Annotated in this window: 25 protein-coding genes and 2 pseudogenes; 13 read left to right on the top strand and 14 right to left on the bottom strand. The window is 61.3% G+C overall.

All coding sequences use genetic code 11. From position 1 onward, the window contains the following. The first annotated feature begins 74 nt into the window (after positions 1–74). Positions 75–671 (top strand): nitroreductase family protein, encoded by a 597-nt coding sequence (locus tag MUU55_RS24695; RefSeq protein ID WP_244763432.1) that lies wholly within the window; start codon positions 75–77, stop codon positions 669–671. Positions 672–694: 23 nt separating this feature from the next. Beyond that, positions 695–919 (top strand): Ada metal-binding domain-containing protein, encoded by a 225-nt coding sequence (locus MUU55_RS24690; protein WP_244763431.1) that lies wholly within the window; start codon positions 695–697, stop codon positions 917–919. A gap of 16 nt (positions 920–935) precedes the next feature. Here the strand turns inward: MUU55_RS24690 and gyrB are convergent, their stop codons facing one another. From gyrB to MUU55_RS24665, 6 genes and pseudogenes are all read right to left on the bottom strand, one after another. Next, positions 936–3,368 carry a DNA topoisomerase (ATP-hydrolyzing) subunit B gene (gyrB, locus tag MUU55_RS24685; protein ID WP_244763430.1) on the bottom strand — a complete coding sequence of 811 codons (2,433 nt, stop codon included), beginning with the start codon at positions 3,366–3,368 and terminating at the stop codon, positions 936–938. Between the two features lie 153 nt (positions 3,369–3,521). Continuing rightward, on the bottom strand, positions 3,522–3,899 hold the full coding sequence (locus tag MUU55_RS24680) for a helix-turn-helix domain-containing protein (protein WP_244763429.1): 378 nt from the start codon (positions 3,897–3,899) through the stop codon (positions 3,522–3,524). Further along, a pseudogene (locus tag MUU55_RS29410) lies at positions 3,896–4,234 on the bottom strand (Smr/MutS family protein); the annotation flags it as partial. The pseudogene MUU55_RS29410 and the gene MUU55_RS24680, both read right to left, overlap by 4 nt. Positions 4,235–4,356: 122 nt before the next feature. Next, positions 4,357–4,459: pseudogene (locus MUU55_RS29405) on the bottom strand (Smr/MutS family protein); the annotation flags it as partial. Next, on the bottom strand, positions 4,446–5,561 hold the full coding sequence (gene mltA / locus MUU55_RS24670; protein ID WP_244763427.1) for a murein transglycosylase A: 1,116 nt from the start codon (positions 5,559–5,561) through the stop codon (positions 4,446–4,448). The pseudogene MUU55_RS29405 and the gene mltA, both read right to left, overlap by 14 nt. A 13-nt stretch (positions 5,562–5,574) precedes the next feature. Next, positions 5,575–6,276: a Tim44/TimA family putative adaptor protein gene (locus MUU55_RS24665; RefSeq protein WP_244763426.1), complete on the bottom strand. Its 702-nt coding sequence runs from the start codon at positions 6,274–6,276 to the stop codon at positions 5,575–5,577. A 153-nt stretch (positions 6,277–6,429) separates the two neighbouring features. Here MUU55_RS24665 and MUU55_RS24660 point away from each other — a divergent pair, with 153 nt between their 5' ends. Both MUU55_RS24660 and secB read left to right on the top strand, forming a co-directional pair. Continuing rightward, complete coding sequence (locus MUU55_RS24660; protein ID WP_244763425.1) at positions 6,430–6,891, top strand: FxsA family protein; 462 nt, start codon at positions 6,430–6,432, stop codon at positions 6,889–6,891. 71 nt (positions 6,892–6,962) lie between these two features. Beyond that, positions 6,963–7,439: a protein-export chaperone SecB gene (gene secB / locus MUU55_RS24655; RefSeq protein ID WP_117371977.1), complete on the top strand. Its 477-nt coding sequence runs from the start codon at positions 6,963–6,965 to the stop codon at positions 7,437–7,439. 82 nt (positions 7,440–7,521) lie between these two features. Here the strand turns inward: secB and dnaQ are convergent, their stop codons facing one another. From dnaQ to MUU55_RS24630, 5 genes are read right to left on the bottom strand one after another with little or no spacing between them, the layout of a single operon-like run. Then, positions 7,522–8,226, bottom strand: coding sequence for a DNA polymerase III subunit epsilon (gene dnaQ / locus MUU55_RS24650; protein ID WP_244763424.1), 705 nt, complete (start codon positions 8,224–8,226; stop codon positions 7,522–7,524). Then, on the bottom strand, positions 8,226–8,816 hold the full coding sequence (gene coaE / locus MUU55_RS24645; RefSeq protein WP_244763423.1) for a dephospho-CoA kinase: 591 nt from the start codon (positions 8,814–8,816) through the stop codon (positions 8,226–8,228). Before coaE ends, dnaQ begins: the two co-directional genes overlap by 1 nt. Next, the gene (locus tag MUU55_RS24640; RefSeq protein WP_244763422.1) at positions 8,816–9,673 is read right to left on the bottom strand and encodes a shikimate dehydrogenase; all 858 of its coding nucleotides are present in this window, start codon (positions 9,671–9,673) and stop codon (positions 8,816–8,818) included. Before MUU55_RS24640 ends, coaE begins: the two co-directional genes overlap by 1 nt. Then, a complete protein-coding gene (locus MUU55_RS24635; RefSeq protein WP_244763421.1) occupies positions 9,666–10,259 on the bottom strand; it encodes a Maf-like protein in 594 nt (197 codons plus the stop codon). The genes MUU55_RS24640 and MUU55_RS24635 overlap by 8 nt, the downstream gene beginning before the upstream one ends. 26 nt (positions 10,260–10,285) lie before the next feature. Beyond that, complete coding sequence (locus MUU55_RS24630; protein ID WP_244763420.1) at positions 10,286–11,107, bottom strand: pyruvate, water dikinase regulatory protein; 822 nt, start codon at positions 11,105–11,107, stop codon at positions 10,286–10,288. Between the two features lie 403 nt (positions 11,108–11,510). Between MUU55_RS24630 and hemE the strand changes: the two genes are divergently transcribed. The 8 genes from hemE to MUU55_RS24590 all read left to right on the top strand — a co-directional run bounded on the left by hemE (position 11,511) and on the right by MUU55_RS24590 (position 20,298). Continuing rightward, positions 11,511–12,545 carry a uroporphyrinogen decarboxylase gene (hemE, locus tag MUU55_RS24625; protein ID WP_244763419.1) on the top strand — a complete coding sequence of 345 codons (1,035 nt, stop codon included), beginning with the start codon at positions 11,511–11,513 and terminating at the stop codon, positions 12,543–12,545. Next, entirely contained in the window at positions 12,542–13,081 is a 540-nt protein-coding gene (gene hemJ / locus MUU55_RS24620) for a protoporphyrinogen oxidase HemJ (protein WP_244763418.1), read from the top strand. Before hemE ends, hemJ begins: the two co-directional genes overlap by 4 nt. A 185-nt stretch (positions 13,082–13,266) precedes the next feature. After that, entirely contained in the window at positions 13,267–14,532 is a 1,266-nt protein-coding gene (rho, locus tag MUU55_RS24615; protein ID WP_244763417.1) for a transcription termination factor Rho, read from the top strand. Positions 14,533–14,658: 126 nt separating this feature from the next. Next, on the top strand, positions 14,659–15,987 hold the full coding sequence (gene mnmE, locus MUU55_RS24610; protein ID WP_244763502.1) for a tRNA uridine-5-carboxymethylaminomethyl(34) synthesis GTPase MnmE: 1,329 nt from the start codon (positions 14,659–14,661) through the stop codon (positions 15,985–15,987). A 67-nt stretch (positions 15,988–16,054) separates the two neighbouring features. Further along, a complete protein-coding gene (gene mnmG, locus MUU55_RS24605) occupies positions 16,055–17,944 on the top strand; it encodes a tRNA uridine-5-carboxymethylaminomethyl(34) synthesis enzyme MnmG (RefSeq protein WP_244763416.1) in 1,890 nt (629 codons plus the stop codon). Next, positions 17,941–18,573, top strand: a complete 633-nt coding sequence (gene rsmG / locus MUU55_RS24600) for a 16S rRNA (guanine(527)-N(7))-methyltransferase RsmG (RefSeq protein WP_244763415.1) — start codon at positions 17,941–17,943, stop codon at positions 18,571–18,573. Before mnmG ends, rsmG begins: the two co-directional genes overlap by 4 nt. A gap of 15 nt (positions 18,574–18,588) precedes the next feature. Next, complete coding sequence (locus tag MUU55_RS24595) at positions 18,589–19,383, top strand: ParA family protein (protein ID WP_244763414.1); 795 nt, start codon at positions 18,589–18,591, stop codon at positions 19,381–19,383. A gap of 24 nt (positions 19,384–19,407) precedes the next feature. Continuing rightward, positions 19,408–20,298: a ParB/RepB/Spo0J family partition protein gene (locus tag MUU55_RS24590; RefSeq protein WP_244763413.1), complete on the top strand. Its 891-nt coding sequence runs from the start codon at positions 19,408–19,410 to the stop codon at positions 20,296–20,298. Between the two features lie 15 nt (positions 20,299–20,313). Here MUU55_RS24590 and holA read toward each other — a convergent pair whose 3' ends face one another. The 3 genes from holA to leuS are packed head-to-tail and all read right to left on the bottom strand — an operon-like array spanning position 20,314 to position 24,494. Further along, positions 20,314–21,348, bottom strand: a complete 1,035-nt coding sequence (gene holA, locus MUU55_RS24585; RefSeq protein WP_244763412.1) for a DNA polymerase III subunit delta — start codon at positions 21,346–21,348, stop codon at positions 20,314–20,316. A gap of 7 nt (positions 21,349–21,355) precedes the next feature. After that, the gene (gene lptE / locus MUU55_RS24580) at positions 21,356–21,880 is read right to left on the bottom strand and encodes an LPS assembly lipoprotein LptE (protein ID WP_244763411.1); all 525 of its coding nucleotides are present in this window, start codon (positions 21,878–21,880) and stop codon (positions 21,356–21,358) included. Then, complete coding sequence (gene leuS, locus MUU55_RS24575) at positions 21,867–24,494, bottom strand: leucine--tRNA ligase (RefSeq protein WP_244763410.1); 2,628 nt, start codon at positions 24,492–24,494, stop codon at positions 21,867–21,869. Before leuS ends, lptE begins: the two co-directional genes overlap by 14 nt. 187 nt (positions 24,495–24,681) lie before the next feature. Here leuS and MUU55_RS24570 point away from each other — a divergent pair, with 187 nt between their 5' ends. Beyond that, entirely contained in the window at positions 24,682–25,341 is a 660-nt protein-coding gene (locus tag MUU55_RS24570; RefSeq protein WP_244763409.1) for a YggS family pyridoxal phosphate-dependent enzyme, read from the top strand. Positions 25,342–25,402 lie beyond the last annotated feature (61 nt).

Below are 25,402 nucleotides of genomic sequence, written 5' to 3'. Positions count from 1 at the left end.
CATGCGATTTTGACGCTTCGCGAGACCGCGCACCAGGTCTAAGGTCGGCGCGCTGATTTGATACGAGGCTTACCATGACCCATCCCACTGGCCGCACCGCCGACCACGCCATCGCCCCCATCTTCCTCGACCGCTGGTCGCCCCGCGCCTTTACCGGCGAGGCCATGTCGCAGGGCACGCTACTGTCGCTGTTCGAGGCCGCGCGCTGGGCACCGTCCGCCGCCAATGGCCAGCCCTGGTATTTCGTCTATGGCCATCGCGGCACCGAGGCGTTCCAGACGATCTACGACACGCTCGACGAAGGCAACCAGCGCTGGGCCGACAAGGCGTCCGTCCTCATCGTCATCGTCTCCCAGACGCACCGCAAGAATGCCGCCGGCGAGATGCGCCCGGCCTATACCCATGCCTTCGACACCGGCACCGCCTGGGGTTATCTCGCCTTGCAGGCGGCCCATGCCGGCTATCACGCCCATGGCATGGGTGGCATAGACCGGGAGAAGGCCAAAGAGGTTCTGGGCATTCCCGAAGGTTTTCGGGTGGAAGCGGCCGTCGCCATCGGCAAGATTGCGCCGAAGGAAACCCTGCCGGAGGACCTCCTGAAGCGCGAGGTGCCGAGCGGGCGCAAGAAGGTCTCGGAATTCATCTCCGAGGGACGCTTCAACGCCCCCTGATCCGGCCAGACCGGAGCAATGCCATGGATAATTGGGATGACGACCGCCTCTGGGCGGCGCTGACGGAGCGCAATAAAGGCCAAGGCGGTGTCTATGCCGTCGCGTCGAGCGGCATCTATTGCCGCTTCGGCTGCCCATCCCGGCCGCCGCTCCGGAAGAATGTCCGATTTTATGCAGCGCCAGCGGAGGCATCGGAAGCCGGCTACCGGGCTTGCAAACGCTGCAAGCCGGACCAGCCCGCCGCATGACGGCGGGCTTTTCCTATTAGATATCGAGGTTGGCGACGCTCAGCGCGTTTTCCTGGATGAAGTCGCGGCGCGGCTCCACCTCGTCGCCCATCAGGCGGGCGAAGAGGCCGTCGGCGTCCGTGGCATCCGTGACCTTCACCTGCAGCAGCGAGCGGACGTTCGGATCGAGCGTCGTTTCCCAGAGCTGCTCGGCATTCATCTCGCCAAGACCTTTATAGCGCTGCATGGACAGGCCCTTGCGGCCCGCGGCAAACACCGCGTCCAGCAGGGCACGCGGACCGGTAATTTCCGTCTGGCCATCCTTGCGGCGCAGCACCGGCGGGACCGTATAGGTTTCCTTGAGGCGCGACGACAGCTGGTCGATATGGCGGGCATCGGACGAACCGATCAGTGCCATGTCGATATGAGCGAATTCCTTGACGCCGCGCACCATGCGCTCGAAACGCAGGCCGCCATCGGTGGCGACGGAGCCCTCCCAGCCGCGTTCCGTCTCCTCGGCGATGAGGTCGAGACGGCGGGCGACTTCCTGCGCCATCGCGGCATAGGCTTCACGGTTATGGCTGAGCTCGAGGTTCAAGCCACCGGCAATCGCCGCCTGTTCGACAATGCCACGATTGTAACGCGAGTGCAGGCCGTCGAGCAGCGTGCGCAGGCGCAGCGCATCCTGGATCAGCTCCAAAATATCCTGGCCGGCGCGCACTTCGCCGGAGGCGAGCTCCAGCGCCGCATCGTCGAGACCGGAGCCGATCAGGTAATCTTCCAGTGCCTTTTCGTTCTTCAGGTACTGGCTCGATTTGCCGCGCGCCACCTTATAGAGCGGCGGCTGGGCGATATAGAGATGGCCGCGCTCGATCAGCTCCGGCATCTGGCGGAAGAAGAAGGTGAGCAGCAGGGTGCGGATATGGGCGCCGTCGACGTCGGCGTCCGTCATGATGATGATCTTGTGGTAACGCAGCTTGTCGGCGTTGAACTCGTCCTTGCCGATCGACGTGCCGAGTGCGGTAATCAGCGTGCCGATTTCCTGGCTGGACAGCATCTTGTCGAAGCGCGCACGCTCGACGTTCAGGATTTTTCCACGCAGGGGAAGAATAGCCTGGTTTTCGCGCGAACGGCCCTGCTTGGCCGAGCCGCCAGCCGAATCACCCTCGACGAGGAAGACTTCGGACTTTGCCGGATCGCGCTCCGAGCAGTCGGCGAGTTTGCCGGGCAGCGAGGAGATGTCGAGCGCGCCCTTGCGGCGCGTCAGCTCGCGCGCCTTGCGGGCGGCTTCGCGGGCGGCGGCGGCTTCGACGACCTTGCCGACCAGCGTCTTTGCATCGGCCGGATGCTCTTCGAGCCAGGTCGACAGGGCCTCGTTGACGAGGCTTTCGACGACGGGGCGCACCTCGGACGAGACGAGCTTGTCCTTCGTCTGCGACGAGAACTTGGGGTCCGGAACCTTCACGGAAAGGACAGCAGTCAGGCCTTCGCGGCAGTCATCGCCGGTCAGCGTCACCTTTTCCTTCTTCATGATGCCGGTGTTTTCGGCATAGGAAACGACCTGGCGCGTCAGCGCGCCGCGGAAGCCCGCCATATGCGTGCCGCCGTCGCGCTGCGGGATGTTGTTGGTGAAGCAGAGCACGTTTTCGTGGTAGCTGTCGTTCCACCACATGGCGACTTCGACGGTGATGCCGTCCTTCTCGCCGCGGATGGCGATCGGCTTGTCGACGAGGGCCTTCTTGGCGCGATCGAGATAGGTCACGAAGGCTTCGAGGCCGCCTTCGTACATCAGCTCGTCCTGCTTGATATCCGAATGGCGGCGGTCCGTCAGAAGGATACGTACGCCAGAATTCAGGAAGGCGAGTTCGCGCAGGCGGTGCTCCAGCGTCGAATAGACGAATTCGATATTGGAGAAAGTGTCCGTCGAGGGCAGGAAGGTGACTTCCGTACCGGTCTCGTTTCCAGCCTCGCCCGTCACCGTCAGCGGACCATCGGCAACGCCATGCGTGAAGCTCATCTCGTGGATTTTGCCAGCGCGGCGGATCTTCAGCTTCAGCTGCACCGACAGCGCGTTCACCACCGAGACGCCCACGCCGTGCAGGCCGCCTGAGACCTTGTAGGAATTCTGGTCGAACTTACCGCCGGCATGCAGCTGCGTCATGATGACTTCGGCGGCCGAAACACCCTCTTCCTTGTGGATGTCGGTCGGGATGCCGCGGCCGTTGTCCGTCACGGTCACCGAGCCGTCCGCATTGAGCGTGACCGTCACGATATCGGCATGGCCGGCCAGCGCCTCGTCGATCGCGTTGTCGACGACCTCGTAGACCATGTGATGCAGACCCGAGCCGTCATCGGTATCGCCGATATACATGCCTGGACGCTTGCGCACGGCATCGAGTCCCTTGAGGACCTTGATCGAATCTGCGCCATACTCGGCCGGGCCGTTTTCGGTCTCGGGTGTGTCAGTCATACAAACGTCTTTCCAGAGTTTCGCAAACCGCAGGGGTTTCGCGGGACGGCGGGAAGCACGGCGAATCACCGCTTTCCAAGTCTTGGAATATAGGGATTTTGGCCCGTAGTTCCAAATCCGAGCGCCGTAAACACGGCAGAATTCAGGGGATCGTCAGGGTTTTACCCGGTTATTGCACGCTTTTTCGAGAATGCCGGCAAGGCGGCGCACGGTCTCGGGTGGAAGGTTGGCGATTTCGGCAGCAACACGGTTGGCAAAGGCCGTATATTCCGGCGGCAGACCCGATGTATCGACCACGACGCGCGGATCGGAAATCTGCGCAATGCGGAACAATTCTTCCGCCTCGTCCCAGATGACGTTGAAATAGCCGGCGACGCGTTGCAGAAAATCGAAGCTCGGCATGCCACGCTTGCCATGCTCCAGCGCCGAGAGATACGCCGGGCTGACGCCAAGGGCCGCCGCCATCTCCTTCTGCGAAACACCCTTGCGATCCCTGAGATGGCGCACGGCCTTGCCAAAGGGCGTCGTCATCGCTTCTCACCATGGCGGGCAAGACGAACATAGAGCGCGCCCTCGCCGCCGTGATTGCGGGCAGCGGGCTCGTAGGAGGAGATCAGCGGGCGGAACTCCGGCAGCGAGAACCACAACGGCACCGCGCGCTTCAAGGCGCCGTCGCTGCCGAGCGAAGTGCCCTTGCCGGTGATCACAAGCACATGGCGCAGGCCCCGCTCATGCGCCTTGATGAGGAAGCCGAGCAGGAAGCCATGCGCCTCGCTCTGGATCATGCCGTGCAGGTCGATGCGCGCTTCCAGCGCCAGGCGGCCCTTGGCAATCTTGCGCTTGACCGGGCGTTCCAGCGGATAGTGTTTCGCGTCCTTGCCGCGGCCGATGGTGAGCGCGATGCCTTCGGCGGCCGGCTGTTCGGCCTTGGCCTTCTTCGGCTCGGGGGCTTTCTCTTCCGGGATTTTCTCGGCGAAAACGGCTTCGAATTCCGTCAAGGCATCGAGCTTGCCCGGCATGGCCCGCGTCGAGCGTGCAACCTTGCCCCAGAGGATGCGGTCCTCGCTGGTGAGCGCCTTATCCCTGGGCATGGAGGTAGCGCTCCGCTGCCGCCTTCGGGATGAGGATATGGAAAGTCGCGGCATTGCGGACGTTGCCCGCCAGCGCGCCGGCCGCATCGCCCGATCCGGTGAAGATATCGCCGCGCGCCGGACCGACGATGGCCGTGCCCGTATCGAGCGCCAGCATCAGCCGGCGGAAGGGTTTGCCGCCGTCCATATGGGTCAGGCTGTCGCTCGAAATGAAGAAGGGCAGGCCGAAGGTGTGGATCATGCGGTCGACGGCAAGCGAGCGGCCGGCAATCAGTGGCACCTTGGCGGCCGCGATAGGACCAAGCGCCAGACCTTCGACCGCAGCCGCCTTGAAGAAGATGAAGGAGCGGTTGTGCCAGAGCACCGCGTCTACCTGATCCTCATGCCGCGCCAGCCAGTCGCGGATCGAGGCCATGGAGACGGTGGCGGCGTCGATCTCGCCGCGATCGATCAGCAGCTTGCCGATCGCCGAGAAGGGATGGCCGGTCTTGGCGGCATAGGTGATGCGCGTCAACGATCCATCGGGATAGACGAGCCGCGCCGCACCCTGCACATGGGCGAAGAACACATCGACCTTCGAGCGGGCATAGGCGATTTCGAGGCCACGACCATCGAGATAGCCGCGCTCGATATCGCCGCGATCGGGGTGTTCGACGATGCTGCCGTCCTTCAGCAGGCCGAAGGCGTAGCCTTGCGGATAGCCATCCGGCCGGTTGGCGTCATCGACATCGACGAGATCATCGGGCCGGCGGTAGAAGGGATAGCGGTAATCGGCATCCGGCTCGGCCTTCACCGCCACTTCCGGTTCGTAGAAGGCGGTGACGAAACCGGTGGAACCATCGGCCTTCTCGATCCGGAACGGCACGCACTGCGCCTCGAAGAAGGCGCGCACGGCAGCCGCCCCCTCGGGCTTTTCAGCGTCTGCCGCATCCAGCAACGCCAGGAGCTCGCCGGCGGTGATGCCGATCGAGCCCGTCTTATAGGCTTTGACGTTGCGGATATGATCGCGACAGCGGGACATGCCCGCCATCAGCGGCGAAGGATCGTCCTCGTCCCAGCCGGGAAGCGCCGAAAACCGGGCCGGAACCAGGCGATAGTCCATTTGCGTGCCTCGCTCAGCCTTCCGATTCGGTGGCGATCAGCTTCCAGTTCGGATCGCGCGAGCGGATATCGCGTGCGAAGGTCCAGAGGTCGTTGACCTCTGCCACCGTCTCGGCGTCGCCATCGATCAGCGTACCAGCCTTGTCGTAAGTGGCGGAGATCAGCTGACTGACGATGCGCACGGTCACATTGGCCTCGCTGTCCTTGACCTCGGCGCCGATGAGATCGGCCTTCTCGATGCCGACGAAACTGGAGCGAACGACCTCGCCCTTGCTTTCGCGTTCGGAGATCGCCGCATCGAAGCCTTCGTAGACCTCACGCGACAAAAGGTTTTTCAGCGTCTTTCGGTCGCCATCGGCGAAGGCGACGACGATCATCTCGTAAGCCATGCGGGCGCCGTTGACGAATTCCTTCGGATTGAAGGAGGGATCCGTCTTGGCGAGTGCCCGCAGCTGCTCGTTGAGTGGCGTACCGGCGGGCGTGAACGCATCGATGGCGGCGTAGGGATTCTCGTCCTCATCCGAATCGCGCTTCGGCAGCGTCACCACCTTGCCGCGATCGGCCGAATCAGCCTCGGCGGCGGACTCGCGCTTCGAATAGGGATCGAAGGGCGGACGCTCGCTGCCGGTGCGGCGGCCAAGCACGCTGCGCAATTGCAGGAAGATGACCACCGCAGCCACGAGGAAGAAAATCGTTACAAAGTCGAATGAGCCCATTATCGATCCGCTGCGGTTTCTGTTTTTTGTTCCTTTTCCATATAGTCCGCAAAACCGGATCATTCAAATGGCGATGACGTGAATGTGGCGAAGGCGCGCAGAAGGCCGGTCGGCAGTATCGAATGACGCGAATCTGTGCGAGATTGGGAACGCATGTTGAGAATCCTACTTCCCCTTTTCTTTCTTCTCCTGCCTCTGGCGGAGATTGCCGGCTTCATTCTCGTCGGGCGGCGCATCGGCCTCATGCCGACGCTCTCGCTCGTCGTGCTCTCCGGCATCGCCGGCATCGTGCTGATGCGCATCCAGGGTTTCGGCGTGCTGGCGCGGCTGAGACGCTCCGGCCAGGACGGACATGCGCCGGGCAAGGAGCTGCTTGATGCCGCCATGATCCTGATTGCCGGCATCCTGCTTCTGATCCCCGGCTTCATCAGCGATATCGTCGGCCTTGCGCTGTTCCTGCCACCGGTCAGAACCTTTCTCTGGAACAGGCTGATGCGCAACGTCGTCGTCGTCAATGTCGGCGGCACGCGTCCCGGCCGCGAACAGCAACAAACCGGGCCTCAGCGCACGATCGATCTGGACGAAACCGACTTTCATCGCGACGGCCGCCTCTAACCCCCGGGTTGTAAGGCCCGGGCTGAAATGCTAGATGGCCTGACTTTCCAGAGTCTCCAAGGATACTTTCCATGACCGAAGCAGCAACCGAGACCAACGGCGCAAGCCCGTCGCTCAACATCCTGGCGCAGTATGTGAAGGACTTCTCCTTCGAAAACCCGGGTGCTCCGCGGTCGCTGCAGGCCCGCGACAAGGCTCCGGCCATCAATATCAGCGTCAATGTCAACGCCAATCCGCTCTCCGAGACCGACTTCGACGTCATCCTCTCGCTGAATGCCGAAGCCAAGGACGGCGACAAGGTTCTGTTCAACGCCGAGCTCGCCTATGGCGGCGTCTTCCGCGTCACGGGCTTCCCGCAGGAGCACATGCTGCCGGTTCTCTTCATCGAGTGCCCGCGTCTGCTCTTCCCCTTCGCCCGCCAGATCATTTCCGATGCGACCCGCAATGGCGGCTTCCCGCCGCTGATGATCGACCCGATCGATTTCGCCCAGATGTTCTCCCAGCGCATGGCGGAAGAGCAGGTCAAGGCCAAGGTTCAGGCCAACTAAGCCGAACCTTCCATTCTCAGACAAAGACGCCCGGCCACATCGTGACCGGGCGTTTTTTAGTGCGAAAGATAGTGAGCCGAATTCAGGCGCCGTATTTCGCCCAGATCGCCTTGCCGCCCATCTTGTCCACCATGGCCTTGTGCGCGGCCTGTTCGGCTTCCGTAACCCGGGGCGCCAGGGAGCGCGGGCGGGTGCCGAGCGGCTGGATCACTTCATCCTCGTTTTCGACCAGCGTCTTGCGGCCGTTTTCCGCCGTGCCGAGACCAAGTGCCGCCTGTCGGCCGCCAAGCATCTCGATATAGACCTCGGCGAGGAGTTCGGAGTCAAGAAGCGCACCGTGATACTTGCGGTGCGAGTTGTCGATGCCGTAGCGACGGCAAAGCGCATCGAGCGAGTTCGGGCCCATCGGATGTTTGCGGCGGGCGAGCGCCAGCGTGTCCGTCACCTTCTCCTGAAGAATCGGTGGCCGGCCGAGCCGGTCGAGCTCGGCATTGATGAAGCCCATGTCGAAGCTGGCATTGTGCGCCACCCAGCGCCCATCGCCGAAAAAGTCGAGGATCTTTTCGACCACCTCGGCAAACGGCGGCTTGTCTTTCAGCGACTCGTCCGTGATGCCATGCACGGCAAGTGCGTCAGGATGAACCTTTCGGTCGCCCGGATTGATATAGAGATGCAGGGTCCGGCCGGTCGGGAAATGGTTTTCCAGCTCGACACCGCCGATTTCGATGACGCGGTCGAGCTTGTTGTCGAGGCCGGTGGTTTCCGTATCGAAGATGATCTCGCGCATCAGTCCCGCTCTTGTCTCAAGGTTGCGATGATCTCTTCCACCTGTTTGCGCGCCGCTTCAAGCCCCCCGTCTGTATGGACGATGAAATCGGCACGCTCGCGCTTTTGTGCATCCGGCATCTGGCGGGAGAGGATGAGCGCGAACTTTTCCTCCGTCATGCCCGGCCGGGCGAGCACGCGCCGACGCTGCGTCTCAGCATCGCAGGTGACGACGACGACCTTGTCGACGCGCTTTTCGCCGCCGGTCTCGTAGAGTAGCGGAATATCGAGCACGACGAGCGGCGAGCCGTTTTCACGTTCCGCTTTCAGAAACGCCGTTTCGCGCGCGCGCACCAGCGGATGAATGACGGCTTCCAGCTCGCGAAACCGTTCCGGGGCCTGCGCGAGGATCGCCGACAGAACCTTCCGGTCGATTGCGCCCTCCTTCAAGGCTTGCGGAAAACAGTCCGCAACCGGCGCCACACCCTCATGGCGATAGAGATCATGGACTGTCGCATCCGCATCATGCACCGGTATGCCGAGGTCCCGAAACATCGCCGCGGTCGTCGACTTACCTGTGCCGATCGATCCGGTGAGGCCGAGCACGATCATCAATGTTTCTCCATATCCGCAAGGATGATCCGGCGTAGGGCGTCGTCCACGGTGGGGCGCACACCGAACCATTTTTCAAAGCCGGGTGCCGCCTGGTGCAGCAGCATGCCGAGACCATCGACGACGGCGAAACCCTGCTGGACCGCCTGAGCGAGGATCGGCGTGATCAGCGGCACATAGACGATGTCCGTGACGACAGCGCCGTCTGCCAGTGGCGAAAAATCGAAGACCGGCGCTTCTTCGCCGTCCATACCGAGCGAGGTTGTGTTGACGAACAGTCCGGCCTCTTTCATCACCTCCGGCAGGGCACCCATGGAATGGGCATGTACCTTCATGCCGAAACGGTCTGCAAGCTCCTGCGCCCGCGCGGCGGTACGGTTGACCACATGGATTTCGCCGACGCCCCGATCGCGCACCGCCTGGATGATCGCCCGGCTGGCCCCGCCTGCACCGAGGATAACCGCCCGATCCGTCTTGTTCCAACCGGGCGCCGTCGCATCGAGATTGGCGAGGAAACCGTAGCCATCCGTGTTGGTGGCATGAAGAACGCCATCCTCCAGCCAGAGCGTATTGGCAGCGCCGAGCTCCTCGCTCAGCGCATCCGGCCGGTCAGCGAGCCTGAATGCTGTCTCCTTGTGCGGAATAGTGACATTCCCGCCGACGAAGCCGGATTCACCACTTTTCAGTCGCGATATGAAGCCGGCGAAATCTTCTGGCGTCACCTCCTGCCGCGTGTAGGATCCCTGAAGACCAAGCACACTCAGCCAATGACCGTGGATCAGCGGTGAGCGCGAATGTTTGACGGGACAGCCCGTGACAAAGGCATTTCTTAACAATGTTTCACGTGAATCATGCATCGATGGCACCGAGTTCGCGAAGCTTAGCCAGCAGCGGAAGCAGCGGCAGGCCGAGAATGGTAAAATAGTCGCCGTCGATGCGCTCGAAGAGCTGCACACCCTCGCCTTCCAGCTGATAGGCTCCGACGCTCGCCAGCACCTTGTCGCCGACGCGAGAAAGATGGCGATCGATAAAACTGGCCGACAACGGCCGCATCGTGAGATGCGCAATAGAGACCTGGCTCCACAGCGTCTCGCCGTCCCGCACCAGCGCGACGCCGCAATTCAGCGAATGGGTGCGACCCGACATCGACGTAAGATGTGACTTCGCCTCTGCCATATCGGCGGGCTTGTGAAACACGCGGCCTTCCAGCGACAGCGTCTGATCCGATCCGATGACGAGCACACCCGGATGGCGCCCTGCGACATCGCGCGCCTTTTCGATCGCCAGCGTCTCGGCGACATCCTGCGGCGATGGATTGCGCGCCGCGAGCGCGGTTTCGACGGCGCGTTCGTCGATGCGGGCCGCCTCCATCGTGAAGCTCAGGCCGGCATTTTCCATCAACATACGCCGGAAGGGGCTCTGCGAGGCAAGGATCAGCGTCATCGGTTTCTCCCAATTCTCCTCTTGCGTTAACGGAGCTTCGGGCGAAGAGCAACGATAGCGGCGGCCGTTTCCTCGATCGAACGGCGCGTGACATCGATGATCGGCCAGTTGTTACGGGCACAAAGCGCACGGGCATATTTCAGCTCCTCGGAAATCTGCGCCCGGTCGATATAGTCATCCCCGCGGAAATCCTGCGTCTGCCCCAGAATCCGGTTCTGCCTGACCTGGGCAATCCGGTCCGTGGTGGCAATCAGCCCGACGATCAGCGGCTTCGTCACCGTCGACAGGCGCTCGGGCAACGGCACACCGAGCACGATAGGCACATTCGCCGTCTTGATGCCGCGGTTGGCCAGATAGATGCTCGTCGGTGTCTTGGAGGTGCGGCTGATCCCGATCAGGATGACGTCCGCCTCTTCGAGATCGGCCGGCAACTGGCCGTCATCGTGGTCCATCGTGAAGTTGAGCGCATCGATACGCGCAAAATATTCCGCATTCATCACATGCTGCGCCCCCACCCGGCGGCGCGACGGCGCACCGAGATAGGACTGGAAGAGATCGATGACCGGTTCAAGAACCGACACGCAGGGCACGCCCATTTCCCGGCAGCGCTGGTCGATGACGTCGGAAAGCTCCCGGTCGACGATCGTGTAGAGCACGATGCCAGGCGCGCCGTCGATCGCATCGAGCACCGGCATCAGTTGCTTGCGGTTGCGGATCAGCGGATAGACATGCTCCAGCGCCTGCGAGGACTGGAATTGCGCCGCCGCGGCGCGTCCGGCTGCAATGAGGGTCTCGCCTGTCGAGTCCGATATCAGATGCAGATGGAAGTAATTTTTCGTGCTTTCCACAATATCCTCCGCGCCCTGTTGATGGACTGGGACAGCGGTGAGCTAAAAGCGGGCGGGGGCCGGACGCAAGGGGATAAGTGGCAAGTTGTCCACAATTGGCGATTTGCGGGAAAGCGATTCCAGCAGCATGTGGATAAGACTCATGACACGGCAAAGTGTCGCGCTTCTCCACAGACTATCCACAAGCTGCGAATTTCTGGTCCCGACGGATCATTTTGATTCCATTTGGTGATTCTGCTTTTCCGCGATTTCCGGATGAAAGCAGGTAACGCGTTCGTCGTTTTCCCCAGCCCGTGGAACAAAGCAGGATTCATGTGGAGAGGATTTAATCCTTGATAGTCACCGACTCTAAGAAATAGAAACCTTCTCTAAGAGATTATTTCATTATTGGGAGAACCCTGCGGTGTCCTCGAAAAGCCGGAAGATCGTCGATGTCCTCAACGGGAAGACGGTCTCCCCCCCTCCCCTCTGGCTGATGCGCCAGGCAGGACGTTACCTGCCGGAGTACAGGGCGACACGTGCTGTCGCGGGAAGTTTCCTCGATCTCTGTTATTCCCCGGAGCTCGCAACGGAAGTGACACTGCAGCCGATTCGCCGTTATGGGTTCGATGCGGCGATCCTGTTTTCCGATATCCTCGTCATTCCCGATGCGCTGAAACGGAATGTTCGCTTCGAGGAGGGTCATGGACCCCGTCTCGATCCGATCGATGCGGCCGGAATCCACGCACTGGAAGGCAAAGGCGTCCTGGATCACCTCCAGCCCGTCCTGGAGACCGTCGGGCGCTTGCGGGGCAGTCTTCCCGAGGAAACGGCGCTGCTCGGCTTCTGTGGTGCTCCCTGGACCGTTGCGACCTATATGATCGCCGGCCACGGCACACCCGATCAGGCGCCCGCCCGGCTTTTCGCCTACAGGGAACCAAAGGCTTTCGCCTATCTGCTCGACATGCTTGCGGATCTCTCGGCGGATTATCTCGTTGCGCAGATCGATGCCGGTGCCGATGCCGTGCAGATTTTCGATTCCTGGGCGGGTGTTCTCGGCGAAAAGGAGTTTTCAGAGTTTGCGATAAAGCCGGTCCGCAGGATTATCGATTCCGTCAAATCCCGCCGGCCGCAGGCGAAGATCATTGCCTTCGCCAAGGGGGCCGGCCTGTTTCTCAAGACCTATCGGCAGGATACGCGCGCCGATGCGATCGGCCTCGACTGGTCGGTGCCGCTGGCCTTTGCCGCCGAGTTGCAGAAGGACGGTCCCGTACAGGGAAATCTGGATCCGATGCGCGTGGTCGCCGGTGGGACTGCGCTGGACGAGGGTATCGATGCCATCCTGCAGGCGCTTGGAAATGGTCCACTGATCTTCAATCTCGGCCATGGCATTACACCGCAGGCCGATCCGGAAAATGTTACGCGCCTCGTCGCGCGGGTGCGGGGAGAAGCGCGGTGAGCGAAAGGCAGACAGGCGAGAGTGCTGGACGCCGGGCGCGGCTGCGCGCGGCGGTCGCCCTCGTCGTCTTCGTCTTCGTCGCTCTGCTGCTGGTCCTCTATCCGCCCGATAATCTCTATCTTTGGATCAAGGCGCTCCACATCATCGCCGTGATCTCCTGGATGGCGGGCCTGCTCTACCTGCCGCGCCTTTTCGTCTACCACACGGATGCACCCGTGGGTTCCCAACAGTCCGAAACCTTCAAGGTGATGGAACGGCGGCTCTTCGGCACGATCATGCGGCCCGCCATGGGTCTTACCTGGTTGCTCGGCCTCTATCTCGCCTGGTCCGTCTACGGTTTCCAGGGCGGTTGGCTGCATGCAAAACTTCTTTTGGTGTTTCTGCTGACCGGCGTGAATGAATATTACGGTCGTGCCGTGCGTGCCTTTGCCGAGGATCGCAACAAGAAAACCGGCCGGCAATGGCGTATCTGGAACGAAGCGCCGGCGCTGCTGATGGTGCTCATTGTCGTCATGGCGGTGGTCAAACCCTTCTGACCAGCGCGACAAAACGGACGAAATGCACGAGGCCCCTTGCGAGGGCGCACCGGAACCGCTATTTTCCGCGCATCTCATCTTTCATGGCATGTGTATTTGTTCAGTGAACTGCACCGAATCCCTCGCAGTTCGTCCTTGACCCGCACGCCTTTTCCCACCCCGATGACCCGCAGCATGGACCATTCATGGCCGAAATGAAGCTACAAGACCTCAAGAACAAGACTCCGACCGATCTCCTGGCTTTCGCCGAATCACTCGAGGTCGAAAACGCGAGCACGATGCGCAAACAGGAATTGATGTTTGCCATCCTCAAGATGCTCGCCTCGCAGGATGTCGAAATCATCGGCGAGGGTGTCGTAGAGGTGCTGCAGGATGGTTTCGGCTTCCTGCGTTCGGCCAATGCGAACTATCTGCCGGGTCCTGACGACATCTACATCTCGCCCTCGCAGATCCGCCGCTTCTCGTTGAAGACCGGTGATACCGTCGAAGGTCCGATCCGCGGCCCCAAGGAAGGCGAACGCTATTTCGCCCTTCTCAAGGTCAACACGATCAATTTCGACGACCCGGAAAAGATCCGCCACAAGGTCCATTTCGACAACCTGACGCCGCTCTATCCGAACGAGCGCTTCAAGATGGAGCTGGATATCCCGACCTCGAAGGATCTTTCTCCCCGCGTCATCGATCTGGTGGCGCCGCTTGGCAAGGGCCAGCGCGGTCTTATCGTCGCTCCGCCCCGCACGGGTAAGACGGTTCTCCTGCAGAACATCGCCCATTCGATCACAGCGAACCACCCGGAATGTTATCTGATCGTCCTCCTCATCGACGAACGGCCGGAGGAAGTGACGGACATGCAGCGCTCGGTGAAGGGTGAGGTTGTTTCCTCGACCTTCGACGAACCGGCGACGCGCCATGTTCAGGTTGCCGAAATGGTCATCGAAAAGGCCAAGCGCCTGGTGGAGCACGGTCGTGACGTCGTTATCCTGCTCGATTCGATCACCCGTCTCGGCCGCGCCTACAACACCGTCGTTCCGTCTTCGGGCAAGGTCCTGACCGGTGGTGTCGATGCCAACGCGTTGCAGCGTCCGAAGCGTTTCTTCGGTGCGGCGCGCAATATCGAGGAAGGCGGTTCGCTGACGATCATCGCGACGGCGCTCATCGACACCGGCAGCCGTATGGACGAAGTCATCTTCGAAGAATTCAAGGGTACCGGTAACTCGGAAATCGTGCTCGATCGCAAGGTCGCCGACAAGCGCATCTTCCCGGCCATGGATATCCTCAAGTCCGGTACGCGCAAGGAAGACCTCCTCGTGCCGCGCCAGGATCTTCAGAAGATCTTCGTTCTGCGCCGTATCCTTGCGCCGATGGGCACGACCGATGCGATCGAATTCCTTATCGACAAGCTGAAGCAGACCAAGACGAATGGCGACTTCTTCGATTCGATGAACACCTGATCGATTGCGCATGCATCTGGATTTCATGGTCCCGCCGCGAGGTGGGGCCATTTTCGTTTGGGAACCAGGAATTGATTCTTCTCCGAAACGACCAGATCGATTCGATATCGTAACGTTAGACCGGATATTGCCGTGAGTCAGGATACGATTTTTGCTCTGTCGAGTGGGAGCTTGCCCTCCGGCGTCGCTATTGTCCGGTTGAGCGGTCCGCGGTGCCGGCAGACGTTGGAAACGATATGCGGCCGCGTACCTGCTCCCCGGCGAGCGTCTCTTTTGCCGGTTCGTGATGGCGGTGGCCTTGTTCTGGACGAGGGTCTCGTCCTGTTTTTTCCCGGGCCAGGGTCCTTCACCGGTGAAGATACAGCCGAGCTTCAAATTCATGGCGGGCGGGCCACGGTGAAGGCGGTTCTGTCAATGCTGGGCGCATTGGAGGGCCTTCGCGCCGCTGAGGCTGGCGAATTCTCTCGAAGGGCCTTTCAGAATGGCCGAATGGACCTTGTAGCGGTGGAGGGGTTGGCGGACCTGATTGCCGCCGAAACGGAGATGCAGCGGCGTCTGGCGGCGGAACATGCAGCGGGCCATCTTTCGGCGCTTTACGATTCGTGGGCGAAACGTTTGACGCATGCACGCGCCATGATTGAGGCGGAACTGGATTTTGCGGATGAGGACGACGTGCCTGGTTCGGTCGCTTCGACAATCTGGCAGGACATGCAGGGACTGAAGCAGGACATTGTTAACCATCTAGCGGGTGCTCACGTTGGCGAAATCGTGCGCGACGGTTTCAATGTCGTGATAGCGGGGCCCCCCAATGCCGGGAAATCCAGTCTGCTCAACTACTTGGCGCAGCGGGACATCGCCATTGTGACGGATGTTCCCGGAACAACGCGGGACGTTCTGCATGTCGATCTCGATCTCTTGGGCTACGCTGTCCGACTTCATGACACGGCTGGCCTTCGCGATACCGATGACATTGTCGAACGAGAAGGCATTCGGCGGACGCAGCGTTCGATTGCCGAAGCCCATCTTGTTCTCCTTCTGTCGAGCGATCCGGATATTGATTGGGCTGGTCTTTCGGCTGACTATACCGGCCCGCGTCTCCGCGTGCTGACGAAATCGGACGAGCGTGCGGACGCTTGGACACCCGACGGCGTGGATGTTATGATCTCCGTCACATCCGGAGAGGGCATGACGGCATTGCTCGATGCGGTGGGTGGTTTCCTGCCGGATCTCGAATCGGGGCAAGCCCTCTCTCTCCCGACGCGAGATCGGCATTTTAGCAATCTGCGCGATGCTCTTGGTCACATTGGTTCCGCGCTGGACGCCGGGCCCTTGGGGCTGGATATTCAGGCAGAGTACCTTCGCCTGGCTGGTCATGCGCTGGGCAGGGTGACTGGCAGGGTTGATGTCGAGAATCTGCTCGACGTGATCTTCTCGGAATTTTGCATAGGCAAGTGATTCACGTGAAACAGCACAACATACACGAGTCAGACCGTGCGTTTCACGTGAAACAGGTAGGTGATAGATGACGGATACACAGCACTACGATGTCATTGTTGTCGGAGGCGGTCACGCGGGAACCGAATCCGCCGCCGCCGCTGCTCGTTGCGGCGCCAACACAGCGCTTGTGACACACAAGGCATCGACCATTGGTATCATGTCCTGCAATCCGGCTATTGGCGGCCTCGGCAAGGGTCACCTTGTTCGCGAAGTCGACGCGTTGGACGGGCTCATGGGCCGCGTCGCGGATCGCGCGGGTATCCAGTTCCGGCTGCTCAACCGCCGCAAGGGTCCTGCCGTGAGAGGACCCCGCACGCAGGCGGACCGGAAATTGTATCGTGAGGCAATGCAGGAGGAAATCGCAGGCATAGACAATCTCACGGTCATCGAGGGCGATGCCTTCGATCTCGATATTGTTGACGGTAGAATCAACGGTCTCCAGATGAAAGATGGCCGTCGCTTGTCATGTTCTGCGGTGGTTGTCACCACGGGCACGTTTCTCCGTGGTCTTATTCATATCGGAAACGAAAAGATTCCAGCGGGTCGCGTGGGAGAGGAACCGTCAATCGGGCTTTCTGCGACCTTCGAGCGCCTTGGGTTGATGTTGGGTCGTCTCAAGACCGGAACGCCGGCACGCCTTGATGGCCGCACGATCGACTGGACAGCCGTTGGCCGCCAGGGGGCGGACGATGAACCCGTTCCCTTCTCCTTCATGACGGATCGGATTGCGACGCCGCAGATCGAATGCGGTGTAACACGCACGACTCCGGCGACGCATCGCATCATCGAAGACAATATCGGCAAGTCGGCGATGTATTCGGGTCAGATCGAAGGCGTCGGCCCGCGCTATTGCCCATCCATCGAGGACAAGATCGTCCGTTTCGGCGAGCGCGATGGCCACCAGATCTTTCTCGAGCCGGAGGGGTTGGACGATCACACCGTCTATCCGAACGGTATCTCCACCTCTCTACCGGCGGATGTCCAGCATGCCTTTATCCGGACGATTCCCGGCCTGGAGCATGTCGAAATCCTTCAGCCCGGCTATGCTATCGAGTATGACCACGTCGATCCGCGAGAGCTTTCCGCCACCCTTGAGGTAAAGCGCCAGCCCGGTCTTTTCCTCGCCGGCCAGATCAACGGGACGACCGGGTATGAAGAGGCCGCCGCGCAGGGGCTTGTCGCAGGCCTGAATGCTGCCCGGCGGGCGGGTGGACGCGATGGCCATATCTTCAGTCGCACCGACAGTTATGTCGGCGTGATGCTGGACGACCTGACATCGCGCGGCGTCACCGAGCCCTATCGCATGTTTACGTCGCGGGCGGAGTATCGCCTTTCTCTTCGCGCTGACAACGCGGATGTCCGTTTGACGCCTTTGGGAGAAGAGCTTGGCCTTGTCGGAAATGCAAGACGCAAGCGGTTTGCAGACTGGTCCGAGCAGATGGCGTCGGCGCGAAATAACCTGCAGGGTCTCAAGCTTTCTCCGAATGAAGCGGCAGCACACGGATTGAAGATCAACCTGGATGGTGTTCGTCGGAGCGGTTATGACCTTTTGGCCTATCCAGACATTGACTACGCGCGCCTGGTTACGATCTGGCCTGACGCGTTGGGCACCTTTGCCAAGCGGGTTCGGGACGCAATCGAGATCGAGGCAAGCTATGCGGTCTATCTGGGCCGGCAGCAAAATGACATCCAGGAGGCGCGCCGTGAAGAGGAGCGCAGGATTCCGACGAATTTCGATTTCTCCGTCCTTCCAGGACTGTCCATCGAACTACGGCAAAAACTCTCCACGACACGTCCAGCCAATCTGGCGCAGGCGGCACGTGTCGACGGTATGACGCCTGCCGCGCTCACATTGCTTCTGGTGCATCTGAAGCGTCTGGTAGATGAAGATAGCGATCGGGTTGTTCACGCATGACGAGTCTGCCGCGAGAATTGAACGGTCTGAATGTTTCACGTGAAACTGTGGACCGGCTGAATGTCTTTATCGCTCTCTTTCAGAGGTGGGCGAAGGCGATCAATCTGGTGGCGCCATCGACGCTTGCGGAAGTCTGGAACCGACACATTGTGGATAGCGCTCAGATCTACGCGCTCAATCCCGGCCCGCGCACATGGGTTGACCTTGGCAGCGGCGGCGGGTTTCCGGGCATTGTGACCGGCATATTGTTGGCCGGGACCGGCGATGGATGGGTGCATCTTGTGGAAAGCAACAACAAGAAGGCGGCTTTCCTGCGAACGGCGATTCGCGAGACCGGTGCTCGGGCCTCTGTGCAGGCGATCCGAATCGAGGAGGCACCGTCGATTATCGCACAATGCGACGCGATCTCCGCGCGGGCCCTTGCGGATCTCGATCTTCTCATGGAATTTGGCTATCCTTGGGCGCAGCGTAACGCTGATTTGCGCTTCTTCCTCCATAAAGGCCGGGATTACCAGCGGGAGGTCGATAAAGCGCTTGGTCGCTGGAGATTCGATCTGGTAAAACATGCCAGTGTGGTCGAGCCGGATTCCATCGTGCTCGAACTGTCCAAGCTCTCGCGAAATTCTTAGGGATTGGCGGCGTCCATGATAGGCGAAAAGAACCGGATCATCACTATTGCGAACCAGAAAGGTGGCGTCGGCAAGACGACAACGGCCATCAATCTCGCAACGGCCCTCGCCGCGATCGGCGAACGCGTCCTGATCGTTGATCTCGATCCGCAGGGTAATGCCAGCACGGGTCTCGGTATCGACCGTCGCAGCCGCGAGCTCTCGTCCTATGATTTGATGGTCGGTAGCCACGGCGTGGCCGAAACGGCAATGGCGACTGCCGTGCCGAATCTCTCCATCGTTCCCTCGACCATGGATCTGCTCGGCGTCGAGATGGAGATTGCCCAGCAGAACGACCGCGTTTTCCGTCTCAAGCGCGCCTTGGCTTCAAGCGAAGCGCTGTCTTACTCTTACGTGCTGGTCGATTGCCCGCCGTCGTTCAATCTCCTGACGATGAATGCGCTGGCGGCCGCCCACTCCGTGCTTGTGCCCCTGCAATGCGAATTTTTCGCGCTGGAAGGCTTGAGCCAATTGCTGGAGACGGTCGATCAGGTGCGCCGCACGGTCAATCCCCGGCTCGATATCCAGGGAATCGTGCTGACAATGTTCGATTCGCGTAACAATCTGGCGCAGCAGGTCGTTAACGATGTGCGCACGCATCTCGGTGAGAAGGTGTACCATACGCTCATTCCGCGCAATGTGCGTGTGTCCGAGGCGCCTTCCTACGGCAAACCCGCCATTCTCTACGATCTCAAATGCGCCGGAAGTCAGGCTTATCTTCAACTGGCCTCCGAGGTGATCCAGCGTGAAAGGCAGCGGAAAGCTGCCTGATTTTCGTATCCGTGAGTAGAACCGATGAATGATGACAACTCCAAGCGGCGCCTGGGCCGTGGCCTTGCCGCGCTGATCGGTGAAATGGACCAGCTGCCGGCTGCCGATATCGGCGAACGACCGGCAGTCAATCCCGATCGGCTCGTGCCCATCGAATTCGTCGGCCGCAATCCTCGCAATCCGCGTCGATATTTCGATGAATCGGAACTGCAGGATCTCGCTTCCTCGATCCGCCAGCACGGGATCGTTCAGCCAGTGGTCGTTCGCACCACGGCGGATAACCGTTTCGAGATCATCGCCGGTGAACGACGCTGGCGTGCCGCGCAGCTCGCCGGATTGATCGAAATTCCGGTTATCATTCGCGATGTGGATGACCGAACGGCACTGGAGATTGCGATCGTCGAAAACGTCCAGCGTTCAGACCTCAATCCGCTGGAAGAAGCGATGGGCTATGAACTGCTGATTGCCGATCACGGTTACACGCAAAACGATCTCGGCGAAATCATTGGCAAGAGCCGCAGCCATGTGGCCAACAGCCTGCGCCTGCTGAAATTGCCCGAGCCTGTGCGCGATATGCTGGCCTCCGGTACGCTCTCGGCGGGACATGCCCGCGCGCTCATTCCGACGTCGGATCCCATTGCGCTGGCAAAGGCTGTCGTCGCAAAGGGCATGTCGGTGCGCGATGCTGAGCGGCTGGCGCAGAACGATATCAAGGCGCAGAGCGATCCAAGCCACGGTCAGGCTGCTCCGAAGGACGTAAAGGATGCGGATACACTGGCGCTGGAGCGTACGTTGTCCGACGTTCTGGGTCTCGACGTGACCGTGAACCACAAGGGCAATGGCGGCCAGCTCAAGATCGCTTACAAGACGCTGGAGCAGCTGGAAGAAATCTGCCGCCTTCTGGAACGCCGCTAGGATAATTAGCCGGATTCAGCGGCGACCGGATTGAAGTACGGTCGCCAGCATGGTTTGCATGGCGATTGTATCTTCAAGCGCTGGCCGCTGGCGGCTCTGCAAAATGGCGGCCTGCAGCCGCTGGCTTTCCCGGCGAATGGCCGGCGCAGTCCAGGCCTTCAGGGCGTTCTCCACGATCGGTTTGCGGCGGAAGTGCAGGTGGCGGCCCAGGGTTGCCATGACCTGCCCGGCGGGCGCCCGTTTTTCATCCATTTCGGCGCGCATGATTTCCAGAAGCTGGAACTGCCGCAGGCATCCTTGCAGAACAAGGAAGACAGGCGTCTTGGAGGACACGATCTTCTGAATGGCGTGGAGAAAACCCTCGCGGTCGCCCTTGAGAATGGCGTCTATGGCATCATCCGTGGAGATGGCGCTGGCATCCCCGACGATCTCTTCGACATCCTGCTCCTCGACGACCTCTTTGCCACGGCAATAGAGCGCGAGCTTGCGGACCTCGTTGCGGGAAGCAAGACGATCGCCGCCGATCGTTTCCATCAACCTTTCCCGCGCGGCGGGTGAAATGCGAAGACCTTCGGCCGAAAGCTCCTGATCGATGAGCGCCTGGAGGGCGCGACCGTCGTCCGCGTAGCAGGCGATGGCGATGGCCTGGGCTGCGGATTCGGCCGCCTTGCGCAGCGCCGAACCTTTCTTAAGATCGCCGGCCTCGATCAGCAGCGTGCAATCGCCCGATGGCATTGCGGTCAGCATTTCCAGCGCGTCGGAAACGCCTTTCTCGCTCCCGGCATTGCGAATCCAGACCAAACGTTCACCGCCGAACAGACCGATGGCGTTCATTTCATCCATCAGCTTGCCGGCATGGCTGCCGATTTCGGTGGCATCGAGTTTTATGACGGAGAAGGCGTCGGCGAGATCGACGCCGCTTGCCGCGGCAAGCGCAGCCGCCCGCTCGGACACCAGCCCGCGATCCGGCCCATAGACGAGGAAGAGCCGAGCGGGCAGAGGCTTCCTCTTCAGGAAACCATCGAACTCATGCGACTTTACCTCGGCCATAGCCGGCTCAACGCCGTGCGAGCGCCGAAGCGACGTCCGCGCGGATCAGTTCCGCCAGTTCCCGTGCGGCGCGATTTTCGGCATCGCGTACGGCGCGCAGCTTGGCGAATTCCTGCACCGGGAAATCGACAAGAGCGACAGCGGAGCGTTTACCGGATGCAAGCGTTTCGCCGGATTCGGTCTTCGTCAGATTGTAGTCTGCCGAGACGACGATGCGGCCGGCGCGCGGAATGTCGTCCGTGACATCGATGAGCACGCCGATATTGCGGACCGATACGTTGAGTTCCAGGTGATAGATCGCGTTCTGCGCCTCGCCGGCACCGCCGGCGAAGAGGAAGATCAGATCGTTGCGAACCTGCTGCTCGACCCGGTCATCCGCCTCGGAAATGGCGACGGCCGCGAGCTTTGTATCCGTGCCCGCGCCGGTCGAATAGAGCGGGCGAACCTGGCAGCCCGCCAGCGCGCCGACAAGCGCGATGCCGGCAACGAGTTTTGCGAGGCGTGAAAGACCGGTTCCGTCAGACAACAACATTCACGATCCTCTGCGGTACGACGATGATCTTCTTGGGGCGCTGGCCGGCGAGTGCGGCCTGAACGGCTTCGAGCGCGAGCACGGCCGCTTCGACCGCACTCTGGTCCGCATCGCGGGCGATTGTCAAATCCGCGCGCTTCTTGCCGTTGATCTGCACCGGCAGGGTGATTTCGTTTTCCGCGACCAGCCGGTCGTCATAGGCCGGCCAGGCAACGGTTGCGACGAGACCCTCGCCACCGATTTCACGCCAGGCTTCTTCGGAAAGATGCGGCGTCATCGGGGCGACGATGCGGATCAGGATGCCGACGGCCTCGCGCAGCGCCGAGACCAGATCGGCCGAAGCGGTGCCTGCTGCGGCATTGGTCAGCGGTGCGGCCAGCGCGTTGACGAATTCGTAGATGCGCGCGACGGCCTTGTTGAAGGCGAGCTTGTCGTAGTCAGCCTGAACGGCCTTCAGCGTCTTGTGCGCGATCTGCGAGACGGACAAAGCTTCGCCGTCCGTGCCCGGGCGGTTTTCGGCACCCCTGAGCGCAGGGGCCGCCTCCGAGATGAGGCGCCAGACGCGCTGAACGAAACGATGCGCGCCTTCGACGCCGGCTTCCGACCAGATGACATCGCGGTCCGGCGGGGAGTCGGAGAGGACGAAGAAACGGGCGGTATCGGCGCCATAGGAGGCGATGATATCGTCGGGATCGACGACGTTCTTTTTCGACTTCGACATCTTCTCGATCGAGCCGATGGCGATTTCTTCGCCGGATTCGAGATGCAGTGCACGACGTTTTCCGTCCACTTCCTCGATGCGGATCTCGGCCGGTGTCACCCATTCCCGCTTGCCGTCAATCGCGCGGCTATAGGTCTCGTGCACGACCATGCCCTGCGTGAAGAGACCCTTGAAGGGTTCCTTCACGTCGACATGGCCGGTCGCCTGCATGGCGCGGGTGAAAAAGCGCGAATAGAGCAGATGCAGGATCGCATGCTCGATACCGCCGATATACTGATCGACCGGCAGCCAGGAATTTGCCGCGACAGGGTCCGTCGGATTGTTTTCCCAAGGAGCGGTGAAGCGTGTGAAGTACCAGGACGAATCGACGAAGGTGTCCATCGTGTCCGTCTCGCGGCGGGCGTCCTTGCCGCACTGCGGGCAGGCGACATGGCGCCAGGTGGCGTGACGGTCGAGCGGGTTGCCCGGCTTGTCGAAGGTGACGTCGTCGGGCAGTTGCACCGGCAGATCGGCCTTCGGAACGGGCACGACGCCGCAGGCCTCGCAATGGATGACCGGGATCGGGCAGCCCCAGTAGCGCTGGCGCGAAATGCCCCAGTCGCGCAGGCGGAAGTTCACCTTACGCTCGCCCTGCGGGGCGTTGCCGAGCGTCGCCGCCGTGAGGCGCTTGGCGACCTCCTCGAAGGCTTCGTCCGTGCTCAGCCCGTCGAGGAAACGCGAATTGATCATCACGCCGTCGCCGACATAGGCCTCATCACCGATGGCAAAGGTCGCGGCGTCGCCGTCCCTGGGCATAACGACCGGCACGACGGGCAGGTCGTATTTACGGGCGAAGTCGAGGTCGCGCTGGTCGCCGGAGGGGCAGCCGAAGATGGCGCCCGTGCCGTAGTCCATCAGCACGAAGTTCGCGACATAGACCGGCAGCTCCCAGCTGGGATCGAAGGGATGGCGTACACGGATGCCCGTGTCCATGCCCTTCTTCTCGGCGGTCTCGAGGGCCGCCAGCGATGTGCCGGCGCGGCGGCATTCCTCGCAGAACGCCATGATTTCCGGATTGGTGGCAGACACTTCCCTGGCCAGCGGATGATCGGCAGAAATTGCCAGGAACGAGGCGCCGAACATCGTGTCGGGACGCGTCGTGTAGACGGTCACGTCCTTCTCGGCAGTCTCAGCGCCCTCGGCGACTTCCCAGCGCACCAGCATGCCCTCGGAACGGCCGATCCAGTTCTTCTGCATCAGCCGGACCTTTTCCGGCCACTGGTCGAGCGTCTCGAGCGAATCGAGCAGGTCCTGGCTGAAGTCGGTGATGCGGAAGAACCACTGGGTCAGTTCGCGCTGTTCGACCAGCGCACCGGAGCGCCAGCCGCGGCCGTCGATGACCTGCTCGTTGGCGAGAACCGTGTGGTCGACCGGGTCCCAGTTCACCTTGGACTGCTTGCGATAGACAAGGCCCTTTTCCAGGAAGTCCAGGAAAAGGTGCTGTTGGCGCTGATAATATTCGACATCGCAGGTGGCGAATTCGCGCGACCAGTCGAGCGATAGGCCCATCGACTTCAGCTGCTTGCGCATCGTCGCGATGTTTTCATAGGTCCAGCCCTTGGGGTGGACCTTGTTCTGCATGGCGGCGTTTTCGGCGGGCATGCCGAAGGCGTCCCAGCCCATCGGGTGCAGCACATTGTAGCCGCGGGCGCGCTTGTAGCGGGCGACGACGTCGCCCATCGCATAGTTGCGCACATGGCCCATATGGATGCGGCCTGAGGGATAGGGGAACATCTCTAGGACGTAATACTTTTCGCGCGGATCGTCGTTGTCGGTCAGGAAGACGTTCTCGTCGTTCCATTTTGCCTGCCAGCGGGGCTCGGCATCGCGCGGATTGTAACGTTCGGTGGCCATGTCTTTGATGTTCCGGAAGTCTTTTGGGAGTTTTGGCGAGCGGTTCGCCCATGCGAATATAGTGGCGAGACCTTCATCATGAAACCGCCGAAGCGTCAAGTTTTCCGGCCTCGTGCGCGTCTGTCGCGCTTGGCAAGCGGCGTCGTTTTCGCTAGGTCCTGGCCTTGGATACCAGAGGAGAGTGACGATGGAGCTTCAGGACCGTCTCGCAGAGGTTCAGGGCCGGATGAAGAAGGCGGCGGCGGAAGCTGGCCGCAAGCCGGATGCGGTCACGCTCGTCGCGGTGTCGAAGACCTTTGACGCCGAAGCCATCCGTCCCGCCATTACTGCGGGCCAGCGGGTCTTCGGTGAAAACCGCGTGCAGGAAGCGCAGGGCAAGTGGCCGGCGCTGCGCGCCGAGACCGATGGCATCGAGCTGCACCTGATCGGCCCGCTGCAATCCAACAAGACCGCCGAGGCCGTGGCGCTGTTCGACGTCATCGAGACGGTTGATCGCGAGAAGATCGCCCGCACCCTCGCCGAGGAGATGAAGCGGCAGGGCCGCAGCCTGCGGCTCTACGTCCAGGTCAATACCGGGCTCGAGCCGCAGAAGGCGGGCATCGCGCCCGACGATACGGTGGCCTTCGTCACCTTGTGCCGCGAGGAGCTTGGCCTTTCGATCGAAGGGCTGATGTGCATTCCGCCGGCAGATGAAAATCCCGGCCCGCATTTCGCGCTTCTGGCCAAGCTCGCGGAACGCTGTGGTCTCGAAAAGCTCTCCATGGGCATGTCGGGCGATTACGACGTCGCCATCGGTTTTGGCGCGACCTCGGTGCGCGTCGGTTCGGCGATCTTCGGAACGCGTTGAGTCCGGAAGCGCCTCGTCCCCGACTTAACGAAGCGCAAGCGCCAGGCTCGCCTTTGAGGCT

Source organism: Shinella curvata (assembly GCF_022899935.1).
In the GTDB taxonomy this organism is placed as follows: Bacteria; Pseudomonadota; Alphaproteobacteria; order Rhizobiales; family Rhizobiaceae; genus Shinella; species Shinella curvata.
The sequence above is the reverse complement of the archived record's forward strand: the minus strand, read 5'-3'. Positions and strand labels throughout refer to the sequence as shown.

Excerpts from the sequence above, each read along its gene's own strand:
- MUU55_RS24660 (WP_244763425.1), top strand. The coding sequence starts at position 6,430 with ATGTTGAGAATCCTACTTCCCCTTTTCTTTCTTCTCCTGCCTCTGGCG.
- MUU55_RS24590 (WP_244763413.1), top strand. The coding sequence starts at position 19,408 with ATGAATGATGACAACTCCAAGCGGCGCCTGGGCCGTGGCCTTGCCGCG.
- holA (WP_244763412.1), bottom strand. The coding sequence starts at position 21,348 with ATGGCCGAGGTAAAGTCGCATGAGTTCGATGGTTTCCTGAAGAGGAAG.
- coaE (WP_244763423.1), bottom strand. The coding sequence starts at position 8,816 with ATGATCGTGCTCGGCCTCACCGGATCGATCGGCACAGGTAAGTCGACG.
- rho (WP_244763417.1), top strand. The coding sequence starts at position 13,267 with ATGGCCGAAATGAAGCTACAAGACCTCAAGAACAAGACTCCGACCGAT.
- rsmG (WP_244763415.1), top strand. The coding sequence starts at position 17,941 with ATGACGAGTCTGCCGCGAGAATTGAACGGTCTGAATGTTTCACGTGAA.
- dnaQ (WP_244763424.1), bottom strand. The coding sequence starts at position 8,226 with ATGCGCGAGATCATCTTCGATACGGAAACCACCGGCCTCGACAACAAG.
- MUU55_RS24570 (WP_244763409.1), top strand. The coding sequence starts at position 24,682 with ATGGAGCTTCAGGACCGTCTCGCAGAGGTTCAGGGCCGGATGAAGAAG.
- lptE (WP_244763411.1), bottom strand. The coding sequence starts at position 21,880 with ATGTTGTTGTCTGACGGAACCGGTCTTTCACGCCTCGCAAAACTCGTT.
- MUU55_RS24680 (WP_244763429.1), bottom strand. The coding sequence starts at position 3,899 with ATGACGACGCCCTTTGGCAAGGCCGTGCGCCATCTCAGGGATCGCAAG.
- MUU55_RS24665 (WP_244763426.1), bottom strand. The coding sequence starts at position 6,276 with ATGGGCTCATTCGACTTTGTAACGATTTTCTTCCTCGTGGCTGCGGTG.
- mltA (WP_244763427.1), bottom strand. The coding sequence starts at position 5,561 with ATGGACTATCGCCTGGTTCCGGCCCGGTTTTCGGCGCTTCCCGGCTGG.
- MUU55_RS24695 (WP_244763432.1), top strand. The coding sequence starts at position 75 with ATGACCCATCCCACTGGCCGCACCGCCGACCACGCCATCGCCCCCATC.
- MUU55_RS24690 (WP_244763431.1), top strand. The coding sequence starts at position 695 with ATGGATAATTGGGATGACGACCGCCTCTGGGCGGCGCTGACGGAGCGC.
- MUU55_RS24595 (WP_244763414.1), top strand. The coding sequence starts at position 18,589 with ATGATAGGCGAAAAGAACCGGATCATCACTATTGCGAACCAGAAAGGT.
- leuS (WP_244763410.1), bottom strand. The coding sequence starts at position 24,494 with ATGGCCACCGAACGTTACAATCCGCGCGATGCCGAGCCCCGCTGGCAG.
- MUU55_RS24635 (WP_244763421.1), bottom strand. The coding sequence starts at position 10,259 with ATGACGCTGATCCTTGCCTCGCAGAGCCCCTTCCGGCGTATGTTGATG.
- mnmG (WP_244763416.1), top strand. The coding sequence starts at position 16,055 with ATGACGGATACACAGCACTACGATGTCATTGTTGTCGGAGGCGGTCAC.
- secB (WP_117371977.1), top strand. The coding sequence starts at position 6,963 with ATGACCGAAGCAGCAACCGAGACCAACGGCGCAAGCCCGTCGCTCAAC.
- MUU55_RS24640 (WP_244763422.1), bottom strand. The coding sequence starts at position 9,673 with ATGCATGATTCACGTGAAACATTGTTAAGAAATGCCTTTGTCACGGGC.
- gyrB (WP_244763430.1), bottom strand. The coding sequence starts at position 3,368 with ATGACTGACACACCCGAGACCGAAAACGGCCCGGCCGAGTATGGCGCA.